Source organism: Streptomyces sp. NBC_01689 (assembly GCF_036250675.1).
GTDB lineage: Bacteria > Actinomycetota > Actinomycetes > Streptomycetales > Streptomycetaceae > Streptomyces.
This window is the reverse complement of sequence record NZ_CP109592.1, coordinates 1,066,245-1,085,310: the sequence shown is the minus strand read 5'-3', so window position 1 is coordinate 1,085,310 and position 19,066 is coordinate 1,066,245. Positions and strand designations below refer to the sequence as shown.

At 63.7% G+C, this 19,066-nt stretch carries 12 protein-coding genes and 2 pseudogenes; 9 read left to right on the top strand and 5 right to left on the bottom strand.

Translation table 11 applies throughout. The features are described from left to right. Positions 1-774 precede the first annotated feature (774 nt). From OG776_RS04430 to OG776_RS04420, 4 genes and pseudogenes are all read left to right on the top strand, one after another. Positions 775-3,711, top strand: coding sequence for an FAD-binding and (Fe-S)-binding domain-containing protein (locus OG776_RS04430; protein ID WP_329326349.1), 2,937 nt, complete (start codon positions 775-777; stop codon positions 3,709-3,711). 356 nt (positions 3,712-4,067) lie between these two features. Next, positions 4,068-5,687, top strand: a complete 1,620-nt coding sequence (gene mdlC / locus OG776_RS04425; RefSeq protein ID WP_329326347.1) for a benzoylformate decarboxylase — start codon at positions 4,068-4,070, stop codon at positions 5,685-5,687. Positions 5,688-6,369: 682 nt separating this feature from the next. Next, positions 6,370-6,507: pseudogene (locus tag OG776_RS42360) on the top strand (PAS domain-containing protein); the annotation flags it as partial. A 144-nt stretch (positions 6,508-6,651) separates the two neighbouring features. Then, positions 6,652-8,664, top strand: a complete 2,013-nt coding sequence (locus OG776_RS04420) for an ATP-binding SpoIIE family protein phosphatase (protein ID WP_329326344.1) — start codon at positions 6,652-6,654, stop codon at positions 8,662-8,664. A gap of 407 nt (positions 8,665-9,071) precedes the next feature. On the opposite strand, the gene OG776_RS04415 is transcribed toward OG776_RS04420, so the two are convergent. Then, the gene (locus tag OG776_RS04415; protein ID WP_329326343.1) at positions 9,072-9,836 is read right to left on the bottom strand and encodes a transposase family protein; all 765 of its coding nucleotides are present in this window, start codon (positions 9,834-9,836) and stop codon (positions 9,072-9,074) included. A gap of 301 nt (positions 9,837-10,137) precedes the next feature. Here OG776_RS04415 and OG776_RS04410 point away from each other — a divergent pair, with 301 nt between their 5' ends. From OG776_RS04410 to OG776_RS04395, 5 genes are all read left to right on the top strand, one after another. After that, complete coding sequence (locus OG776_RS04410; RefSeq protein WP_329326341.1) at positions 10,138-11,016, top strand: ATP-dependent DNA ligase; 879 nt, start codon at positions 10,138-10,140, stop codon at positions 11,014-11,016. Positions 11,017-11,295: 279 nt separating this feature from the next. Next, a complete protein-coding gene (locus OG776_RS42355) occupies positions 11,296-11,574 on the top strand; it encodes a PLD nuclease N-terminal domain-containing protein (protein ID WP_443077199.1) in 279 nt (92 codons plus the stop codon). Between the two features lie 501 nt (positions 11,575-12,075). Continuing rightward, positions 12,076-12,777 (top strand): hypothetical protein, encoded by a 702-nt coding sequence (locus OG776_RS04405; RefSeq protein WP_329326340.1) that lies wholly within the window; start codon positions 12,076-12,078, stop codon positions 12,775-12,777. Then, positions 12,777-13,337, top strand: a complete 561-nt coding sequence (locus OG776_RS04400) for a hypothetical protein (protein WP_329326338.1) — start codon at positions 12,777-12,779, stop codon at positions 13,335-13,337. Before OG776_RS04405 ends, OG776_RS04400 begins: the two co-directional genes overlap by 1 nt. 456 nt (positions 13,338-13,793) lie before the next feature. After that, complete coding sequence (locus OG776_RS04395; protein ID WP_329326337.1) at positions 13,794-14,534, top strand: alpha/beta fold hydrolase; 741 nt, start codon at positions 13,794-13,796, stop codon at positions 14,532-14,534. A 97-nt stretch (positions 14,535-14,631) separates the two neighbouring features. On the opposite strand, the gene OG776_RS04390 is transcribed toward OG776_RS04395, so the two are convergent. The 4 genes and pseudogenes from OG776_RS04390 to OG776_RS04375 all read right to left on the bottom strand — a co-directional run. Further along, positions 14,632-15,873, bottom strand: coding sequence for an ATP-grasp domain-containing protein (locus OG776_RS04390; RefSeq protein WP_329326335.1), 1,242 nt, complete (start codon positions 15,871-15,873; stop codon positions 14,632-14,634). A 1-nt stretch (position 15,874) separates the two neighbouring features. After that, positions 15,875-17,062, bottom strand: a complete 1,188-nt coding sequence (locus tag OG776_RS04385) for a hypothetical protein (RefSeq protein WP_329326333.1) — start codon at positions 17,060-17,062, stop codon at positions 15,875-15,877. A 422-nt stretch (positions 17,063-17,484) separates the two neighbouring features. Further along, positions 17,485-18,302, bottom strand: a protein-coding gene (locus OG776_RS04380; RefSeq protein WP_329319040.1) for an IS5 family transposase whose coding sequence is annotated in 2 segments (ribosomal slippage) — positions 17,485-17,954 and positions 17,954-18,302 — 819 coding nt in all. Because the reading frame shifts where the segments join, the coding sequence is not laid out codon by codon here. A gap of 600 nt (positions 18,303-18,902) precedes the next feature. Then, a pseudogene (locus OG776_RS04375) lies at positions 18,903-19,031 on the bottom strand (VOC family protein); the annotation flags it as partial. Between the last annotated feature and the right edge of the window lie 35 nt (positions 19,032-19,066).

Genomic DNA, 19,066 nt, shown 5'->3' with positions numbered 1-19,066 from the left:
GGCCTGCGTCATATCGACGGGACTCGGATGCCACGGCTTCCAGTCTCTGCCGAGGCGCACGCAATGTCTTTCGCCAAGGCGCGCGGTTCTTTGCCTGTAGGCGCAGCCCCCTTCATGCTGCGAAAGACATACTCGCCTCGATCAGACGTTTCGCCTGCGCTGCGGGCGCGCACTGTCGACCTTTGATCCGAAGCAGCCAGGACCAGGGGCGTACGGCGTGGCAGGAGGAGGCCTGCTGTGAGGCACGTCGCTCATAGCACCTGGCCGAACGAGGTCGCTGACAACGTGGAGGCGAGAGGGCAGGTGAGGTGTTCCATGAGGAAGACGGTGAACCGTCAATACGAGCCGGTGATAGCCGCCGGGCGGACCCGAGCTGTCCCCGCGGCACGGGATCTCGCGGCCGGGATTGAGGGGTATCCCGGTGATGAGCTTGGCCTGAGGCCCTGCCGGGACCAGACGTCCTGGGATTGCCTTGCGTAGGCCGGCCTGCCTACACGAGCACGAAGTCACAGCCTGCGTGGAGCTCGGCCGGCGCAATGAGGAGTCGACCCCAACGGACCATTCCGTTAGGTGTGTGCGTACCTGCAGCGTTCGTCCCGCGGAGCGGTGGGCGAACGCCGACATTAGACTGGCCCGAACAGGTCGCCTCGACCACGGGTCAGTTTGAAGACAAGCGTCAACTGTCGCCATTGTGGTCCAAGCCAGTGAATTCGACATACAGCAGTAGCCGTACGCATCTGCAAGAGCCGGTGCGGTGACGGAGAGGCTGTCGGCGTGAAGAAGCTTCTGGGCCCGAACGTCCCCGCTATCGGGCGCCCGCCGGGCCTCCCTCAGCCGGACGCCATCAGCGCGGCGCATGCGGGTGGTACGCCTGGAGAACTGAAGCGCGATCTTGTGGGGCTGCTCGGCGAAAGCCAGGTGCTCCACCGCATCTCGGACCTCGTCAGGTACGCCTCCGACGCCAGTCCATACCGCTACCTGCCTCAGGTCGTCGTCCAGCCACGCAACGTCTACGACCTGCAGAAGCTATTCGGATACTGCCGCCGGAGCGGCCGGCATGCCACTTTCCGTGCTGGAGGGACAAGCCTCAACGGCCAAGCTCAATCCGATGACATCCTGATCGACGTCCGCGAACACTGGAGCGGCATGGTCGTGGAGGGTGACGGCGCGCGCCTGCGGGTACGACCGGGTACGATCCTCGGGCACGCTGCGGCAGCACTTCGTCGGCACGGTCGGCGCCTTGGGCCGGATCCTGCCTCGTCAGACGTTGCCACGATCGGTGGGGTTCTTGCCAACAACGCTGGCGGCATGCGCTGCACACTGGAGCGCAACGCCTACCACACGGTGGCGTCGCTGACCTTTGTTCTGCCGTCCGGTACGGTCATTGACACTGCGGCACCTGATGCTGAGGCACGATTCGCTTCGGCGGAACCCGAACTGGCCTCCGGTCTTACCGAATTGCGCAATCAACTGCTTGCCGACTGCGAGCTCACCGGGCGCGTGCGCCACAAGTTCTCCATCCGCAACACCACTGGGTACACCCTGGCGGCCCTACTCGACAGCGACACACCGCTCGAGATCTTCCGACGGCTACTCATTGGCTCAGAGGGGACCCTTGCCTTTATCGCTGAGGCAGTGATCAACACCCTGCCAGCGCCCACTACGGCCACAGTCACCTGGATCTCGCTTCCCTCTGTGAATGAAGCTGTCGCCCTGGTGCCGGGGCTCGTGAACCTCGGCGCCGAAGCCGTCGAACTCATGGTGGCGCCTGCCCTTACCGCTGCGGCTCAGGCTTTCCCCCACACTCCCGAGTACTGGAAGACCCTTGACCCAGAGTCGGCGGCCTTGCTGGTCGAGTTCACCGGCAACAGCACCGCTGACCTTGACCAAGCGGAAGCACGCGTCGCGGAACTTGTCGATGGTGCCAATCTGCTCGCTCCGTTGGCCTTCACCCGAGACCAGGAGCTCATCGAGCTCGACTGGCGAATCCGCGAGGGCTTGCTCGGCCTAGTCAGTCAACTGCGCCCGAAAGGCACCGCCGTGGTTAACGAGGACGTTTGCTTTCCCCCTGCCCGCGTGGCCGAGGGCGCGAGCGACCTGCACGGCCTTCTGACCAAGCACGGCTTCCTGCCAGGAGTCGCCGGGCATGCCGCATACGGAAATCTTCATTTCACCCTCACTCCGAAGCTGGCCGACCCTGCCGACCGTGACAGATATGCCGCCTTCATGTCCGACCTCGTAGAGCTTGTTATCGACAAGTACGACGGATCACTCAAAGCCGAGCATGGAACCGGTATCAACATGGCCCCGTTCGTGCGTCACGAATGGGGCGACAAGGCGACCGAGATTATGTGGCGCATCAAAGAGCTCGCTGATCCAAAAGGAGTTCTTGCACCCAACGTCATCCTCACCGAAGATAATGATATTCATCTAAAGTCTTTCAAGTCGACGCCTGACATCGAAGACGTCGCGACGCATTGCATCGAATGCGGCTACTGTGAAGCCGTTTGTCCGAGTCGTAACGTCACCACCACTCCACGTCAGCGCATCGCGCTGCGCCGAGAAATGGCACGACAACCGGGGGGATCGGCGCTGCTCGTGCAACTGCTGGCCGAGTACCAGTACGACGGAATCGAGACCTGCGCCGTCGACGGCACTTGCGCCATCCCGTGCCCTGTCAACATCAACACCGGGGCGCTGATCAAGGAGTTCCGGTGCACTGAGGCGACAGAACAGCGCGAGAGGATCGCGCTGAGAATCGCCGAACTATGGAGAACAGTAGAGGAACTTGCCCGCGCAGCCATGAGCGCAGCCGACATTATCCAACGGACGGTCGGCTCGAAGGTACTCACGGAGCTGACAGCCGGGGTACGGCTCGCGATCAGCAATGACCTCATGCCGGCGGTGCCAGGCCCTATGCCACGTGCCGCGATGGGCAAACTGCCCAAGACGCAGCGTGAGGGGGCAGCAGCCGTATACTTCCCGGCCTGTGTCAATCGTATATTCGGTCGTGACCCTGGAATGCCTCGACATCCCCCTTTGCCGCAGGCCCTGATCGACGTCTCGGCACGAGCGGGCAAGCAGTTGTGGATTCCTGACGACGTGACCGGTAAATGCTGCTCCACGCCGTGGAGCAGCAAGGGCTACACCCGTGGGCACAAGTGGATGGCGGCTACTACCTGCGATGCTCTTTGGGCGTGGAGCGGACAGGGCACGCTGCCCGTGGTGATTGATGCCGCCTCATGCACCAATGGCCTGCTCGACGACGTGAAGAACTACCTTGACGACGAGCGTCGATGGCGACTGGACCAAATCCACCTTCTTGATTCGATTCAGTGGTGCTCCGACCTGCTCCCGCAATTGACTGTCGTCAGGCGCGTTAACCGGGCGGCTGTGCATCCGACCTGCTCGACGCAGCATCTGGGCCTCAATGAGGCCCTGGTGGCCATCGTCGAGCAACTTGCTGAGGAGGTCCTCGTGCCAATCGGCGCCACCTGCTGTGGCACAGCTGGCGACCGCGGACTCCTCCATCCTGAGCTCGTCGTGTCCGCAACACGGGACGAGAAGGTCGTACTAGACCAGTGTCCGGCGGATGCCTATCTCTCGGCGAACCGCACCTGCGAGATGGGAATGCGTCACGCTACCGGCCGTCCCTACGAGTCGTTCATCTTTCTTCTTGAAGAGCTCACCCGCCCATCAGTCAACCAGTAGAGCGCAATGTAATTGACTCAGGTCGACTGGCGTATTGTTTTGAGTTGTCCGAACGATCCACTGATAGGTAAAGCATGCAAACACAATTACTGCGGCGCCGGGCCGTGAGGCATCCCTGCTTCCTGAGAGGATATGTGCGACCTCGTACATGCAAGTTGCCCACTCCGCGCAGAGAAACACTATTCATGGCTCACTGAAACTGCTGTCCTGCACTGCTAAATTCTCAACGCGAGTACTGGGGTCAGTGCCGCATCGACCGCAGCCCTAGTGCCGGCGGCCGGCCAACTGGGTGCACAAACGTACCAGTCACTCGTCGGTACATGTATAGGCTCATCATGCGATGAAGGGATAATTCTGTGCCGACGGTACGTCAAGCTACCATCGATCTCCTCAGGCAGCACGGCTTGAACACATGGTTCGGCAATCCCGGTTCGTCAGAGCTGAGCCTATTGGAGGATTTTCCGAGCGACTTTCGTTATGTTCTCGGCCTGCAGGAAATGGTCCCTGTGGGTATGGCCGACGGGTTTGCACAGGTCACTGGGCGTCCCGCCTTGGCCAATGTGCACACCGCACCGGGTCTAGGTAATGCAATGGGCGCCCTCTACAACGCCTATTTGAACAAGACACCGCTCATCGTCACTGCTGGCAACCAACGTCGCATCATACAGAATCAGAAAAGCCTCCTGACTAACGAAGACGCCATTCTGGTTCCGCGTCCCTTCGTCAAATGGTCCGCCGAACCGGCCACGGCCAGTGAAGTGCCAGCAGTTCTCGCACATGCCATCCACGTGGCAGTGTCCCCGCCTACGGGGCCAGTCTTCGTCTCTCTGCCGATGGATGACATGGCTTACGAACTGAACGATGCCCAGGTCGCTGACATCGAGGTGATCCGGAAGCGCCAGGTCACTCAGGCCGGAGGGTTTCGGCGGGACCTGGCGAAGGAGATCGCCGGCCGTCTCACCGCCGCGAAATCGCCTGCCTTCGTCGTCGGCGGTGACCTGGAACATTCCGGCGCCTGGGACCAGGTAGTACAGCTGGCAGAGCGCAGCAGGGTAGCCGTGTGGACGACGCCGCTGCCCGGTCTGTCCGGCTTCCCTGAGAACCATCCGCTCTATCAGGGGCTACTCCCGCCCGGTGCTGGTTGGGTCTCCGAGGCTCTCAAAGGACATGACCTCGTCCTCGTCCTCGGGGGACCTGTTTTCCGCTACTACCCCTACATCCCTGGCCCGTACCTGGGTGCTGATACAGCTCTGATCCACATCACGAGCGATCCTGACGAGGCTGCTCGCGCCCCTGTCGGCGATGCCTACGTGGCGGACGTTCGGGCTGCCGTGGAGGCTCTCCTGGAGGAGGTCTCCGAAGACTCTCGCGAAAGCCCCGAAGCGCGCCCAGGGGTACCACGTCCGGAGCGCACCGCAGCACCGCTGCAGGCTTCCGACTTGTGGTCGGCCGTCGGTCACGCTGCACCGGAGAACTCGTTGTTCGTGAGCGAGGCGGGTTCCAACGAGGTTGCGATCACCAGGTACGTGCGTCCCAGCAAACCCCTCTCTCATATGTCCGCGGTCGGAGGCGGCCTGGGATTCGGACTGCCAGCTGCTATCGGCGCACAGCTCGCTGCTCCCCAGCGCCCAGTGATCGCTCTCATGGGCGACGGTTCGATGCAGTACGCGATTACCTCGCTGTGGAGCGCAGCACAGTACAAGGTTCCGCTGACGATCGTGGTTGCTTCCAATGGAGAATATGGCGTACTCAAGCAATTTGGTGACATCGAGGGCGCTAATGGCGTTCCGGGGCTGGATCTTCCGGGCCTAGACATCAAGGCGACGGCGGCAAGCTATGGCGTAAATACCTACGAGGCCACCGATACCGATCAGGTCGCCGAACTACTCCGCGCGGGAGTAGCGGACCGGGAGCGCCCCACACTTATCAATGTCGTCATGGAGAGGGTGAAGAAGGTGAGTTCTCGCCTGACATGACCGGCCTGATCACCATGACACCTGTCGGCCCACGTCGGCAGGTGTTTCCAGAGGCGACGCAATCCCCTCTCCTCGTCGATCGCTTCGGCATCCCTGCGTCTTCCGGGTCGGGCCGCAGAGGGATCTCAGCCGCGTCTGCTACGAAGGCCGAAGGCCGCGGGGAGCCTGGACGCCCGCGTGATCGCCGCCTCGTTCTATGCCAGTACCAACCTCCCCGGCAGCGGGTCGATCCGGCAGCGGTGTCCCAGAACTGCTCCCTCACCAGCGGTACGCCTGCCAGCTCCAGCGCGTAGGGAAGGTCGCGCGCGGTGCTCAGTTGCCCGGTGAATGGCCTGGAGGCAGTCTCTGGTTGCTCGGAGATCAGGCAGGAGGCAAGCTGAATGAGGTGAGCAGTGCGCCGATCGTCGTGCATCCGCCCTCCGTTGAAGGGGGCAGCCAATGGTGATGCGTGGATACGACCTCCACAAGATGCTCGGCACTGCACACAGCGAGCACGACTGGTAGTGGTCCTCGAAGGCGTCCGGCATTTCCGACTCGGGGCTCATTCTGATGATCAGCAGCAGGTCGAATGGCACGGCGGCCGCCCGCATAATTTTTCGGGACTGTCCGAAACGGCCTCAGCCCGGAGGTTATCGCTGCGTCGCAATCCGGTTCAAGTGGCCGAAGTGGAGGCGTGGTGCAAATGTCCAGCGACGATCTACTGATGCGAATTGATGGCGACGGTCGCATCGTCAGTTGGTCCCTCGCAGCCGCGAGACTATTCGGGCGGCCTCAATCACGGGTAATCGGATCTGACGTAACTCGACTACTGAGAGGGACGAATGATGAAGAGCCGGTGATTCCTCTTGCGGCCTGCGACTCGCTGACGGTAAGACCGGTTCTTTCCGGTGCAGCGCTTACCTGGGAGGTGAGAATAGCAGAGTCCGACCTTATATCCGCTGGCGATCTTTCCATCTTGCGAGCATTGTTCACCCACTCCCCGCTTGGTCTATATCTGCTTGACCAGGAGTTGCGCATCGTCCGGGTCAATGACGCCGTACGTCGATCTCCTGTCTATGAAAGCGGCTCTTCGATCGGTGAAACCTTCCCCACTATTGGACTAGAGGACCCGGCAGGGGAGCGGAAAATAGCACACCAGGTTCTCACCACAGGAGTGCCAGTGCTCAATCGCGTCGTGCGGACGGCACACAGGAATGGTGTCAGGAGAAGGTCCCTCGCTCTCTCGTATGTGCGTCTTGAAGGAGAGAATGGCGAGATCCTCGGCATCGTCGCTTCCGCCGTTGATGTGACGGCTCGTGAACGAGCGCTCCAGTCCATCTTTGTCCTCGAGCAGCTGAGGAGCGTTGCTGGCGAGCAACTCGAAGTCACAGCTGTTTGCAGGGAACTTGCCAACGCTGTAGTGCCTGCATTTGCGGGAATCGTGGTGATCGAGGTTATCGACGACGTCATACGCGGCGATGAGCCGCCTGTCGCCCCGGTAGATCAGGACGTGCCGCTGCGGCGTACCGCATTCCAAGGCTTGGTGTCGGCGTACTCAGTGGGCGACGTGCGCCAGTTGCCAGCGGGCACCCCTTTCTCGCTGGTTCTCATCGACTTGCGGGCGCGGCTAGTTCGCGTGGAGAAGGACAGCCCGTGGCTGCCTGCTGATCCGGCTCGCGCCAACGCCATCGCAAGGTCAAATGCTCATTCTCTGATTGTCGCTCCGCTAGCTATTCGAGGGCAGGCTCTGGGATTGGTCAGCTTCTACCGACACAGAGATGAAGAGCCTTTTGACGAGGAAGATATTGCAGTGGCGGAAGACATCTGTTGCCATGCGGCTGTTCACATCGACAATGCAAGGCGCTACACGCGGGAGCGGACTATTGCTGCTACTTTGAAGCGGCGACTGCTACCGCAGAGACCGGTAGCACCGTCCACCGCGGCTGTCTCTCACCTCCACGTTCCAGGCCAAGGAGGCGGCGGCGCCTGGTTTGATGTCATCGAGTTGGCAGGTGGTAGGACAGCTCTAATTCTCGGTGACGTAGCCGGGCGGGGTATTTCTACTGCCACGACTATGGGCCAGTTGCGTACAGTAATCCACTCACTAGCGGCGATGGATCTCGAACCAGACGAGCTTATGGCTCGGCTTAACGACACCGCCACTCGCTTGGCCACCGAGCGTGCAGCCCTTCCGGCCGGGGATCCGCAACACCGGGAACCGCTGACCGCAGGATGCCTTATTGCAGTCTACGACGCGGTCGATCAAACGTGCACGTTTGTCCGGGCTGGCCTGACGCAACCGTATCTAACGCTGCCGAACGGCGATTCGGGCGACATTGCGGTTCCAGCAGGACCGTTGCTCGCGGGAAACGATCATTCCCCTTTCCCTGCCGCCACAATCGAGCTTCCCGCCGGCAGCACCCTGGCAATAGGAAACGAAGATATACTAGAGACTTCAGACCAGATACGCGGGCTCGTCCGTACCAGCACAGATCGGCGCTTGGAGGAGGTGTGCGACGAGCTTTCCTACATTCTGGGAGACAAGGCCGACACCGAGAAGCTCCTGTTGCTGGCTCGAGCAAAAGGACTGCCTGCCGATCGAGTACTCACCCTGGGATTCGATGATGAATTTGCGGCTGCTCCGAAGGCGCGCGACGCGACGCGCAGAAAGCTCGAGGATTGGAACGTCGACCAGGATGCGGCTTTCACCACGGAACTCATCGTCAGTGAGCTCGTCGGGAATGCAGTCCGCTATGGGACGCCGCCCTATCGATTGCGCCTCATTCTGGACAACCGTCTGACGTGCGAGGTCCGTGACGCCGGCAACAATGCACCTCACCTCAAACACGCACGTACGATAGATGAGGGTGGTCGAGGTCTTTTCATTATTGCAACTATTGCTGACAGCTGGGGTACCAGGTATCACGAGGTAGGGAAAACAATCTGGGCGCAGCAGGACATCGGCTCGGCACTCGGACCCCCTGCTAGCTCCCCATGAAGATTCTCCGCACGGTCCGGCCTTCTGGCGGGAGTCGCGCACGCATGAGGGCACCGCGTCGTTTTGTGCATTTGTGAAGCGATCGGGAAAGTAGCCTCGATATTGCAGCCCAGGCGGCGTCTCGGACGTCGGCCTCGACAGCCGGTGTGCATGCCGTGAGCAGCGTTACGAGTACGCGCAAGGTGTTGGTGATAGTAATGCCGACGGAGCAGGAGAGCCATCGGCGAGCCAGCTCACGAAGCCGTGGGTGCCGTCGGCGCAGTCGTTGCCGATGCGCGTCCGGTTCGCGTTGGTAGGACCCGAGCAGTTGAGTCAGAGCCGGTTGGGTGGTGGTGATGTGGACGGCGGCCGTGTTGCTGCCTGCGTTGCCGGGCCCGAGCAGAGCGGAGACTGAGCCTTTTCCACCCTCACTCTGAGCTGGTCAGATGAAGGGTCAGGACGGCCTGGACGAGTTTGGTGATCCGGGTGGTCGAGCACCGGAGTTTGCGGAGGAGCCGCCAGGACTTGAGGGTGGCGACGGCCTGCTCGACGAGGGCCCGGATCTTTGCGTGGGACCGGTTCACCGCCTTCTGGCCTGCGGAGAGGGTCTCCCACCGTCCCCAGCACGGGATGCGGACCGCGCCGCCGGCACCTCGGTAACCCTTGTCGGCCCAGCATGGGATGTCGGCTTGGGCGAGGGCGTCGACGATGCCGTGTTCGCGAGCCGCGCGGATGTCGTGGACGGCGCCGGGCAGGGCCGGTGAGGCCCACCGCAGTCGGCCGAAAGGGTCGGCGATGACCTGCACGTTCATCCCATGCTTCTTGTGTTTGCCGGAGTAGAACGGCCGGTCTGCAGCCATGCGGTCGATCGGCAGGAGCGTGCCGTCCAGGATCAGATACGCCTTCACCGATGCGGTCCTCACCGCGTCGGCCAGGCCGGAGGCGAGAGCGGCCAGGAGCTCGACAGCCTCGGTGACATAGCGGTAGGCCGTCGTGGTGCCGACGCCGAACCCGGCCGCAAGCTGGGCATACGTGTGCCCCATCCGCAGGTGGGCGAGTGTGAGCAGAGCCTGGCGGCCGGCGCTCAGGCGCCGCCGGCGGGAGCCGATCGTACGGCGGTGCTGCCGGAACTGCTGCGTGAGGAAGCGGAGGGCGGAGCTGGACACGTCGACGCCCGACGGGTAGACAAGCACGTGAAGCCTCTGGTGGAGACGGTTCTCTTGGTCGAAAACCCATCTACCAGGGGCTTCACCACGTTGTCAGCCCAACTACCGGACCAGGGCGTCAGGTTGGAAAGGGCTCACTGACCAGCTTTACCGGGATGGTCACCAGGCCGAAGCTGATGGCACCGCTCCACAAGGGTCGGGGCATGACGGACCTCCATGACGGCCCCGAGCCCCACCAGCGTAGGAGCCGGGCCGCGAGTCTGCTTCCCGGAGCGCCCTGCGAGCAGCACGGCTGCGGTCGTCGCAGGCTGGACGGGTGGACTGGCCCGTGTCCGTTGCCCTCGCCCAGCCTGTTCCGGCACTGCCGACCGGGGCGGGGTGGGTGTTCGAGATGAAGGTCGACGGGCATCGCACGGTCATGTGGCGGACCGATGGCGGGGTGCGGCTGCAGGCCCGCTCGGGACGTGACGTCACCGCGGTGTGGGGCGACCTCGCCCTCGCCAGCCTGGCGCTCCCGCCCGGGACCGTCCTCGACGGGGAAGCCGTCATCGTCACCGAGGACGGCCGGATCAGCTTCGAGGCCGCGCAGGGCCGGGCCGCATCCTCACCATCCCGAGCCCGCCTCCTGGCCAGCCGGCGCCCCGCGCACTACATAGTCTGGGACGCCCTGCAGCTGCCCCTGCCCTTCGGAGACGTTCGTGCGCGCCCGTACCGCGAGAGGCGCGCCGCCCTCCTCGATGTCCTGTCCGCACTGCCCGCCAACTCGCCGATCCAGGCCGTGTCCGCCACCAACGACCGGCACATGGCGCTCACCTGGTACAACACCCTCCAGGGCCAGGGAGTCGACGGGCTTGTCGCGAAACGCGCCGCCTCCCCATACCGCGCCGGCCGCAGCAGCGCGTGGCAGAAGATCCGGCACGCGGAAACCGTCGACGCCGAGGTCGTCGGCTATACCGGCCCAGCCGCACGGCCCCGCGCCCTGGCCGTCCAACTCCCCGACGGACGAACCGCACTGACCCAGAGACTCGCCACGCCACTCGCCGCGCGGATCGGCCGGCTCCTGGCGGCCGCCGGGCCGGGACCGACAGGGCGCACCAGCGCCGGTCTGCCCTACACCGCCGTTCCCCACGGAACGGCGGTCGTCGAAATCGCGGCGGGAACCACCCGGCACGCCGTCGTGACCGCTACCCGGCTACGCGGCCCGTGACGCCGGGCTAGGGTGCCGGTTCGTACTCCACCGGCTGCTGGCCGCACCCTTCGGCCAGGGCCAGGGCGGCGCGTTCCCGGTCGTCGACGGTCAGCTGCCAGCGGAGCCTCGCCCGATACTCCGCACCAAGCCGACGAGCACGCGTGGGATGTGGTCCCCCTGCCCTCAGACGCTTCGAGGTGCACGCTCATCGACGACCCGTCCCCTTATAGGTCGCGGGTCTCCGGCTGCAAGCGCGCGAGAACGGGCTGGTCAGCTCACCGTGTCACGCGCATTATCATGGCCAGGAAGAGAGTGGGGCCAGTCAGTGCCGCACACACGCGGGCAGGCGCCCCAGGCACAGCAAGGCATCCAATGACCTCAGTACTGGTCTATGCAATCTACCTAATAGTTGCAGCGTTGTACGTTTACGCCCTAATTGATTGCTTCAGGACACCTACGGCGAACATCCGCTTGCTACCCAAGGCCGGATGGCTGATCATCATGGTCCTATTCCCGATTTTGGGCGCAATCACTTGGCGCAATCTGGGCACGCGCTCCGTCTCGGTGAGGAACTGAGTATCTACCGTGTGAGCCCGGGCTCACCGATCCCTGTGGCGTTTACTTCCATTGCTTTGTGGCGACAACTCCATTCCATTTAAAGCAATTCGGGTCCGTCTTCCAAGACCTTCAGCAGATGGCCATAGCCGGATCCTATGGCGTCATGAACTCCCCTAGAGGCCCCTATGGCGGCCGTGGTGGCTTATGCCGCGAGCGCGTGTTCGCGGTAGTGCTTGAGCTGACTGCGTGCGGTGGACCGCTCGGCCGGCTCGACCGTCGCCCAGAAGGCATGACAGACGATCAAGGCGGCCAATTCGACTTCCCTCGCCCGCAGTACGCCGTAATCCCGCTGGTCCGCAGCTACCCAGCCCGGCGAATCAGGGCGGGAAGACAGCCGCCACGAGTTCTCGTGCGAGCTCCAGGCCGGCAGCGGCTCGACAGACCACGGCTGCCGTTGCAACAGGCGCTGCAGGTCTCCGCCACCAGCTCGACGTCCCCGCCTCGTTCGGCGACGGTCTGATGTGCCTGATCGACCGCAACGGCTCCTTCCCCTCCGCCTGCTCCGCGGTCCCGCTCGCCCCGAACAGGCTCCTGCACACCGGTCCGCTGGAGGCGTTCGACAAGACCAAGGCCGGCATCTACCTCATCGAGATCCCCGCCTGGACGCGCACGGACATGCCGCACCCGTTGGGCCGGATCATCGAGCGGCCCGACAAGCAGGGACGGGTGTGGGTGACCACCCCCCACCTCAAGCAGCTCGAACGCCTCTACCGCGACGGCCACCTCGCCGAAGCGGTCGTCATCCACGACTCGTGGACGGGCAAGATCAACGAGTCGCTGTTCAAGCCGTTCTACGAAGCTGCCAGGTCCGCCCGCACCGACCTGATCAAAGTCGGCGGCGAACCGTACAAGAACTACAAGACCCGCCTGTCGATCGCACTGCGCCTGCTGTGGCCCAAACGGCCCGACTCGCGCTCCCCGTTCTGGCGGCCGGACTGGCGCATGAGCATGGTCGCCGAAGCCTCGGTCCGCCACTGGACCGTCGCCTTCAAGGCCGTTCAGGCAGGTAACCGGCTCATCGCCCTGCGCAATGTGGATGCCGCGATCTTCTGGGTCCCCGACGAGACGGCGCCCGACACGTACCGGATCGGGACCGGGTTCGGCGAGGTAAAGGCCAAGTTCATCCAGCCCGGCACGTTCATCCCGGAAGGTGACGACTGATGGCCGGACCCACCGGACACGGCGCCGCCCTCAACGACCTGCTACGCGCGCAGGTCACCCCCCGCCACCGCCTCGCCTCCTACAGCGCCAAGCACTGGCACGCCCAGCTGAGTCAGCTCACCGGTACTCGCCGCGGCTACGAAGCCCTCGACGCCGCCGGTCTCGACGTCCGGCCCGAGACCTTGTTCAAGTGGCTGTCGGACGCCGAGTACAACGTCCGCCGCTCCTACCGGGACCTCATCCATACTGCGTACGAGAACGTCGCCATCGTCCCCGCCGACCCCATCCCTGACGTGGTGAAGGACGGTCAGTTCGAGATCAGCGGCCTCGTCAAGACCGGCGCCGACGAACGCGAACGCGGCACCCGCCGAGCCGCACCCCTCCGCATCGACGCAAGCCGCGGAGACTGGAGCGACATCGAAGCCCTCTGGCTCGCAGGCGACCTGCGCGACGACGACTTCGAAGACCGCTTCATCGACGACATCATCGTCGCCGACATCGGCGAAGGCACCGACGGCTGGGAATTCTCCGGAAGCAACTACTCCGTCGAGCTCCGCTGACAGACGTGTGGTCTGAAGGCCTCTTGGGGTGGTCAGGCCACAGCGCGAACCGATCCGGCCGCGCCGCGCACTGCATGTTCAACTCTGCGGCCGAATCGTGCCTGGCTCAGCAAAGGTGTCAACCGCGCTGACGCAGTCGGTTCCGGGCCTGCGGAGCGGTGCAGGCCCTGCGTCGGGATTCAGGTTCGAGGCTGGACTGAACGCACTCATGGCGGCTTCTGGGTCCGAGACGTCAGTGCAGGGGCTTCGTCTGCGGTAGGGAACCGGCGTCGAGGCGATGTATCTCCAGTCCATGGCTGTGCTGGTCGGCATGACGACGATGCGAGCGGGCGAGGTGCCGAACAATTAAGTTGTGCGCAACTGAGTTGCACACGACGAACATCGTGGCTAGATTTCTCTCTGTGGGCAGCGCCCACGGCGAACCGGCAGAGAATCTCGACTTTCAGGGAGAACGACATGAACGACGTCACTGTCCGTCCCGCCGCGAACCGACCCACGATCGTGCTCGTGCACGGCGCGTTCGCGGACTCTTCCAGTTGGAACGGTGTCATAGGGCACCTGCGGAAGGCGGGGTATCCGGTGCTGGCACCGGCCAACCCACTGCGAGGCCTGGCCAGTGATGCCGCGTACATCGCCAGCGTGGTGGACAGCGTGGAAGGCCCCGTCGTGCTCGCTGGCCACTCCTACGGCGGCGCCGTGATCAGCGAGGCTGCTGCAGGGCAGACAAGGGTCAAGGCACTCGTGTTCATCGCTGCTTTCATTCCTGAGAGGGGCGAGAGCGCCCTGGAACTGTCGAACAGGTTCCCCGGGAGCACGCTCGCCTCGGCGCTCAACGCCGTTCCTTTCCCGACGCCTGACGGCGGAACCGGGACCGACCTCTACATCAAGACCGACAAGTTCCACGACCAGTTCGCCGCAGACGTGCCGCACACCGCCACCGACCTGATGGCGACCACGCAGCGGCCGATCGCCGCCGCAGCCCTGGAGGAGGGAGCCAACGCGACCGCCTGGCAATCGATCCCCACCTGGAGCCTGGTCGCCACCGCGGACTACAACATCCCGCCGGCCTCTCAGCGGTTCATGTCCGAGCGCGCCAACGCCAGCACCGTGGAACTCGATGCCTCCCACGCCGTCTCGGTCTCCAAGCCCTTGGCGGTCGCCCGCCTCATCGAGGACGCGGCCGAGAGCACCCGATAGCAGCTCCCCGCAGGCAACGCGACGCGGGCACGGCAGCCTGCGGCAGCCCGTGCCCGCGCCACACCAAAGCATCCGGTGCTCTATGCGGGTGAGGGGATCAGCCCGGGATGATCTCGTACATTCCCGCGCCGTCCAGGAAGCGCAGGGTGTTCAGGTCACGCCCCAGCACGGCGTCCACAGAGTGACGCAACGTCAGGGTGACGGGGTACTCCAGATCCCACGTGGTCGCAGTGATGACTTCCCCCGGTTTGACGATCACGGTCAGATCATCGAAGCTCTCAAGACGCCTGACCTCGTCGAGGGCGCAGTACCGCACCAGGCGACCGGAGACAGGGGAGGCCAGGGCCGCCCAGGCGAACGCGCTGCGCCGCTGATATGCCCTGCCGACGCGGGCCCGAAAGCGGTCGGGCCGGACGAAAGCATCGACCGACCACTCGAGTTGGCCCTCACCTATGACGTCCGCAACGAAGTAGGGGAGCCCGGAGGGGCGGGCGCCGGCTTCGACCAATCGCGGACCGTCGGGCGTCAACTTGATCTCAAGATGCGCCGCACCGTAGCGAATCCCCAGCGCGTCCAGCACCTGGTGGGCGAAGGGCACCAATTCGCCGGTCACGGAATCGTCGGCCGGGAGCAGGACCTGCGCGACCACCAGGTCTCTGACGCCGTTCGCGGTGATGCGGTCGGTACTCCACACGTCGGTGACCTGGTGCTGGCCTTCGCAGCTGACGGTGTTCACGATGTACTCCGCACCGACCAGGTACTCCTGGGCGACCACGTGGCTGATCGGTTCGCCGAGGGAGGATGTGCGGTTCCTGACCTGGGCCAGGGCGATAGCCGACTCCTCGGGAGAGTCGCAGAATCGCACCCCGTCGCCGCCGCCGCTACGGAGCGGCTTGACCACGACCGGACCCCCCACCTGCCGGTGCCATGCCTGTAGCTCGGTTTCGTCGTCGGTTCGGATCTGCCGCATGGCGGGAAGACCGCAGGATCTGATGCGTTCGATCTGCGTGAATTTGTCCCGCCGAGCCGTGCTGAGCTCGGTGCCGTTGGACGGCAGACCCAGCCGCTCGGAGAGCAGATCGGCGAGTTCCACCCCCGATTCGCGGCCTGCGAGCACAGCGCGCGGCCGCAGGGCCGCGATCTTCTCGGTAAGGGCATCGGTATCTCCGTCGTGGACGACGGTGTGGCTGAACTTCGCCGGGTCGACGGGAGTGACGCCGGGAAGCAGATCAACCGTGCTCTGCACCTGGATCACGCCTCCGCCGACTGCACCGAAGGCGGCCGCGAAGCCGGAGGTAGCCCCGAAAGCGTCAACGACAGCCACCTGGAACTCAGGCACGTCACTTCCTCCGCTCGTCAGCCGCGGCCTCCGCATGCGAAGCGATGCTCCGACGGGCTGCCAGCAACCTGTACACGGAGTTGGTGAGCACGTTGCGGACGCTGAACCCTGAGGTACCCAGGTTGTCCTCGTTGAGGATGTCGGCCTCGCCCGCCTGCTGGGCAATCCCCCGCCGCGTGACGGTGCTCCCCGGCGGAAACGCTTCCGGGATCGCCTTCCTGGTGACTCCGAGGTGAACCATGCGAAAGTCTGCGAACTTGTCGATCACCGCGAGCAGCGCAGAGATGCCTTCATGGTCGAGCTTCAAACGGCCGTCAAGAACAGACTGGACAACGTTGTCACCCCGCGTGGACGTCTCGCGCGCCTCCGCGATGAGCGAGCGGGACCACAGGGGGAAGTAGGGCATCGACTGATCGAGGTAGACGCCGTGCTCCGCGGTCGGTGACAGAAGGGCGAGCTCCAGCAGCTGGACACTGGGCATGAACGCGCCGCTGGCTCCGCGGGGACCTCCGGGATGCCCCATGTGGTACCGGCGGAAGGAGTTGAAAGCGTCGCTCGGGAGCCGGTTGTACTGCGCCATGTAGAGCCTGAAGTCGTCCAGGTCCCGCACGGCACCTTCGAGGACTTCGGTCTTGTCGACCGCGTCCGGCTCATGGATCAGCGTCAGTATGGAATCGGCAGCGGCCCTGATGGTCGGCTCGGCCAGATGGTGGCCGAGGTAAAAGTCTCTTTCAAGCAGGCCGAGCTCCCCCTCGGTGAAGACCCGCATATTTCCGCTGCGGTTCCATTCGGTGCTGTTGACGTCTATCAGGAGTTCATAGCTCATGTGTGGGTCAAGGCTCGGGAACCTCGCACACTGGGCGCGTATGGCATCCATCACGGCGCGGGGGGCTATGTGGGGCCCGGCCGGCAGGAAGCCCCCACGCATGAACAGGAGGTCGAGCTGGATCGCGCACGCTTGCGGCAGGTCGTCCACGACGAGGGCATCCGCACCAAGAGCGCTCAGAACCCCGTCGTGCTTCTCGGCTAGCTGTCCGTACGTCATGCGCCCGTCCTCAACGGCCGTCAGGTCTATCGGCAGGGTGTCGAGCACGTACGAGCCGAGCGGAGACGACCAGGCGAACTCAGCCACCTCCGTGACGCCCTTCGACGAAGCCTTCGAGCCGGTGAACAGCTGTTCCTTCTTCACTTCCACTCCAGAGTTGCGGGTGAAGCCCGCAGGGCGGGAGGAGGCCCTCAGCGCGTGGTCCCTCCGCGTTCAAGCGGCGTGAGCTCCTACTGCATCTGCTCCGCGCCGTGCGATGCGTCACTCGGGCAGGTAAGTCCTCGCTCCCGGGAGGGAGTTCGAGACAGACCCGGACATGTACTTGCTACAGCAAGTAGATGGAAAACTAATTGCCCAGTCAAGTTGGCGGATCGCCGTGCCGCCGATGTCACTGCATGATGCAACGGGTCCGATATGCCCTACCCTTGGGCATCTGGCAGGCGAGCTTCCTTGAATTCACAGAGTGCTGACAGGAAGATTCAGCCGCCGGCCAGGAGCCGCCGCGGGATGTACATCACGACCGGCCACCACCGATCACTGCGGACCGTTAGCACTAAGACCGTGTCCTACGTGGTGAGGCGAACGAGCTTTTTGTAGCAGCAGAGGGCGGCAGCAAGGCCGAGAAAGGCCAGGTAGTTGCGGGGGTGGCGTTCGTAACGGTGGTTGAGTCTGCGGTAGCCGGTCAGCCAGGACATGGTCCGTTCGATGACCCAGCGTCGGCGCCCCAATCGTTCGCTGGACTCGACTCCCTTGCGGGCGATACGGACACCGATGTGCTTTCCCCACAGCCATTTTCGCAGGTGGGGGATGTCGTAGGCCTTGTCTGCGTGGAGACGTCGGGGCTTGAAGTACCGGCCACGGTGGGGGTCGTGTCTCGTTTGGTGACCCATGATCATGGGCTTGAGGGCGAGGCTGTCGTGGGTGTTGGCTGCCGAGAGGCCGACGACGGTGGGCAGTCCGTTCGCGTCCGACAGAACGTGCATCTTGGAACCCGGCTTGCCCCGGTCCACGGGACTCGGACCTGTGAGTTCGCCCCTTTTTTCGCCCGCACATGAGCGGAGTCGAGGACGACTCGGGAGAGGTCGAGCAGACCGGCGTCGTCCAGGCGGTGCAGGATCTCCTCGTGCAGCCGGCCCCACACACCCGCCCGCGACCAGATCAGGAACCGACGGTGCGCGGTCGACTTCGATATCCCGAAGCACGGCGGCAGAGCCCGCCAGGCGCACCCGCTGACCAGCACATAGATGATCGCCGCGAACAGCGTCTCATCAGGCGTGTCCTGCGTACCGCCGCCCTGCGGCCGCACCTTCGACGGCGGGATCAGCGGCTCCGCGATCTCCCACAACCCGTCCGGAACAATCCAACTCCACGTACCCCGCCCCATAACCAAGCCCAACGACCCAACCCCACATAGGACACGGTCTAAGTAGTGAGCGTGCAGCGCATGCTCCGATCAGCTTGATGAGCGAGAGGCCACCCCAGGCCTGAAGTCATGCGCAGGAGAGGATGCGGCCGAGACCGGCATAACCGGACACGAGGGTGGACTGCCGACAGTGAAGGCTGAATGTCGCGAAAAGTAGGTCGCCTACCCCGGCACCCCGCGTTCAGTGCGTCCAACTGCTATAGAAGAGATGACTTCAGCACCCCGACTGGCCAAATCAAACGCACTCCTAGCGGATGGGCAAGAAAACTTAGTGAATGGCGCGTGAACAAATCAAGCTGACTACCAGCGTAGTAACTCTGACGTGGCACACGAGGAGCAAGCGCGCATAACGCACCGCACACCGCCTCAACTGCGCACAGTGGCACGTTGCGGTCAACTAAAACAAAAATGGATGATCTGAATAATGCCCAGGAATCCCGCCTTCTCAGGTCAAAAATTGACGGATCAAGTAGTGCTAGCATCCATTCAGTCGGCGGAGCAGGTGGCGCTTGACCGCGAACTGCTACGCGTAATGGGTAGACGCTGGCGACTCGCTATTTGATGCACCACGCGGTAGGTGTCGTCGGCGACGTAGTCGACGTCGAGACGAAAGCCCGCCTGCTCGTAGAAGGCCTTGGCCCGGTCGACGTCGGAGACGGGCAGCACCACAACTTCGAGTTTCAGATCCATGTTTGCTTCTTCTATTCGCGGGTGGGAGGTTTCGC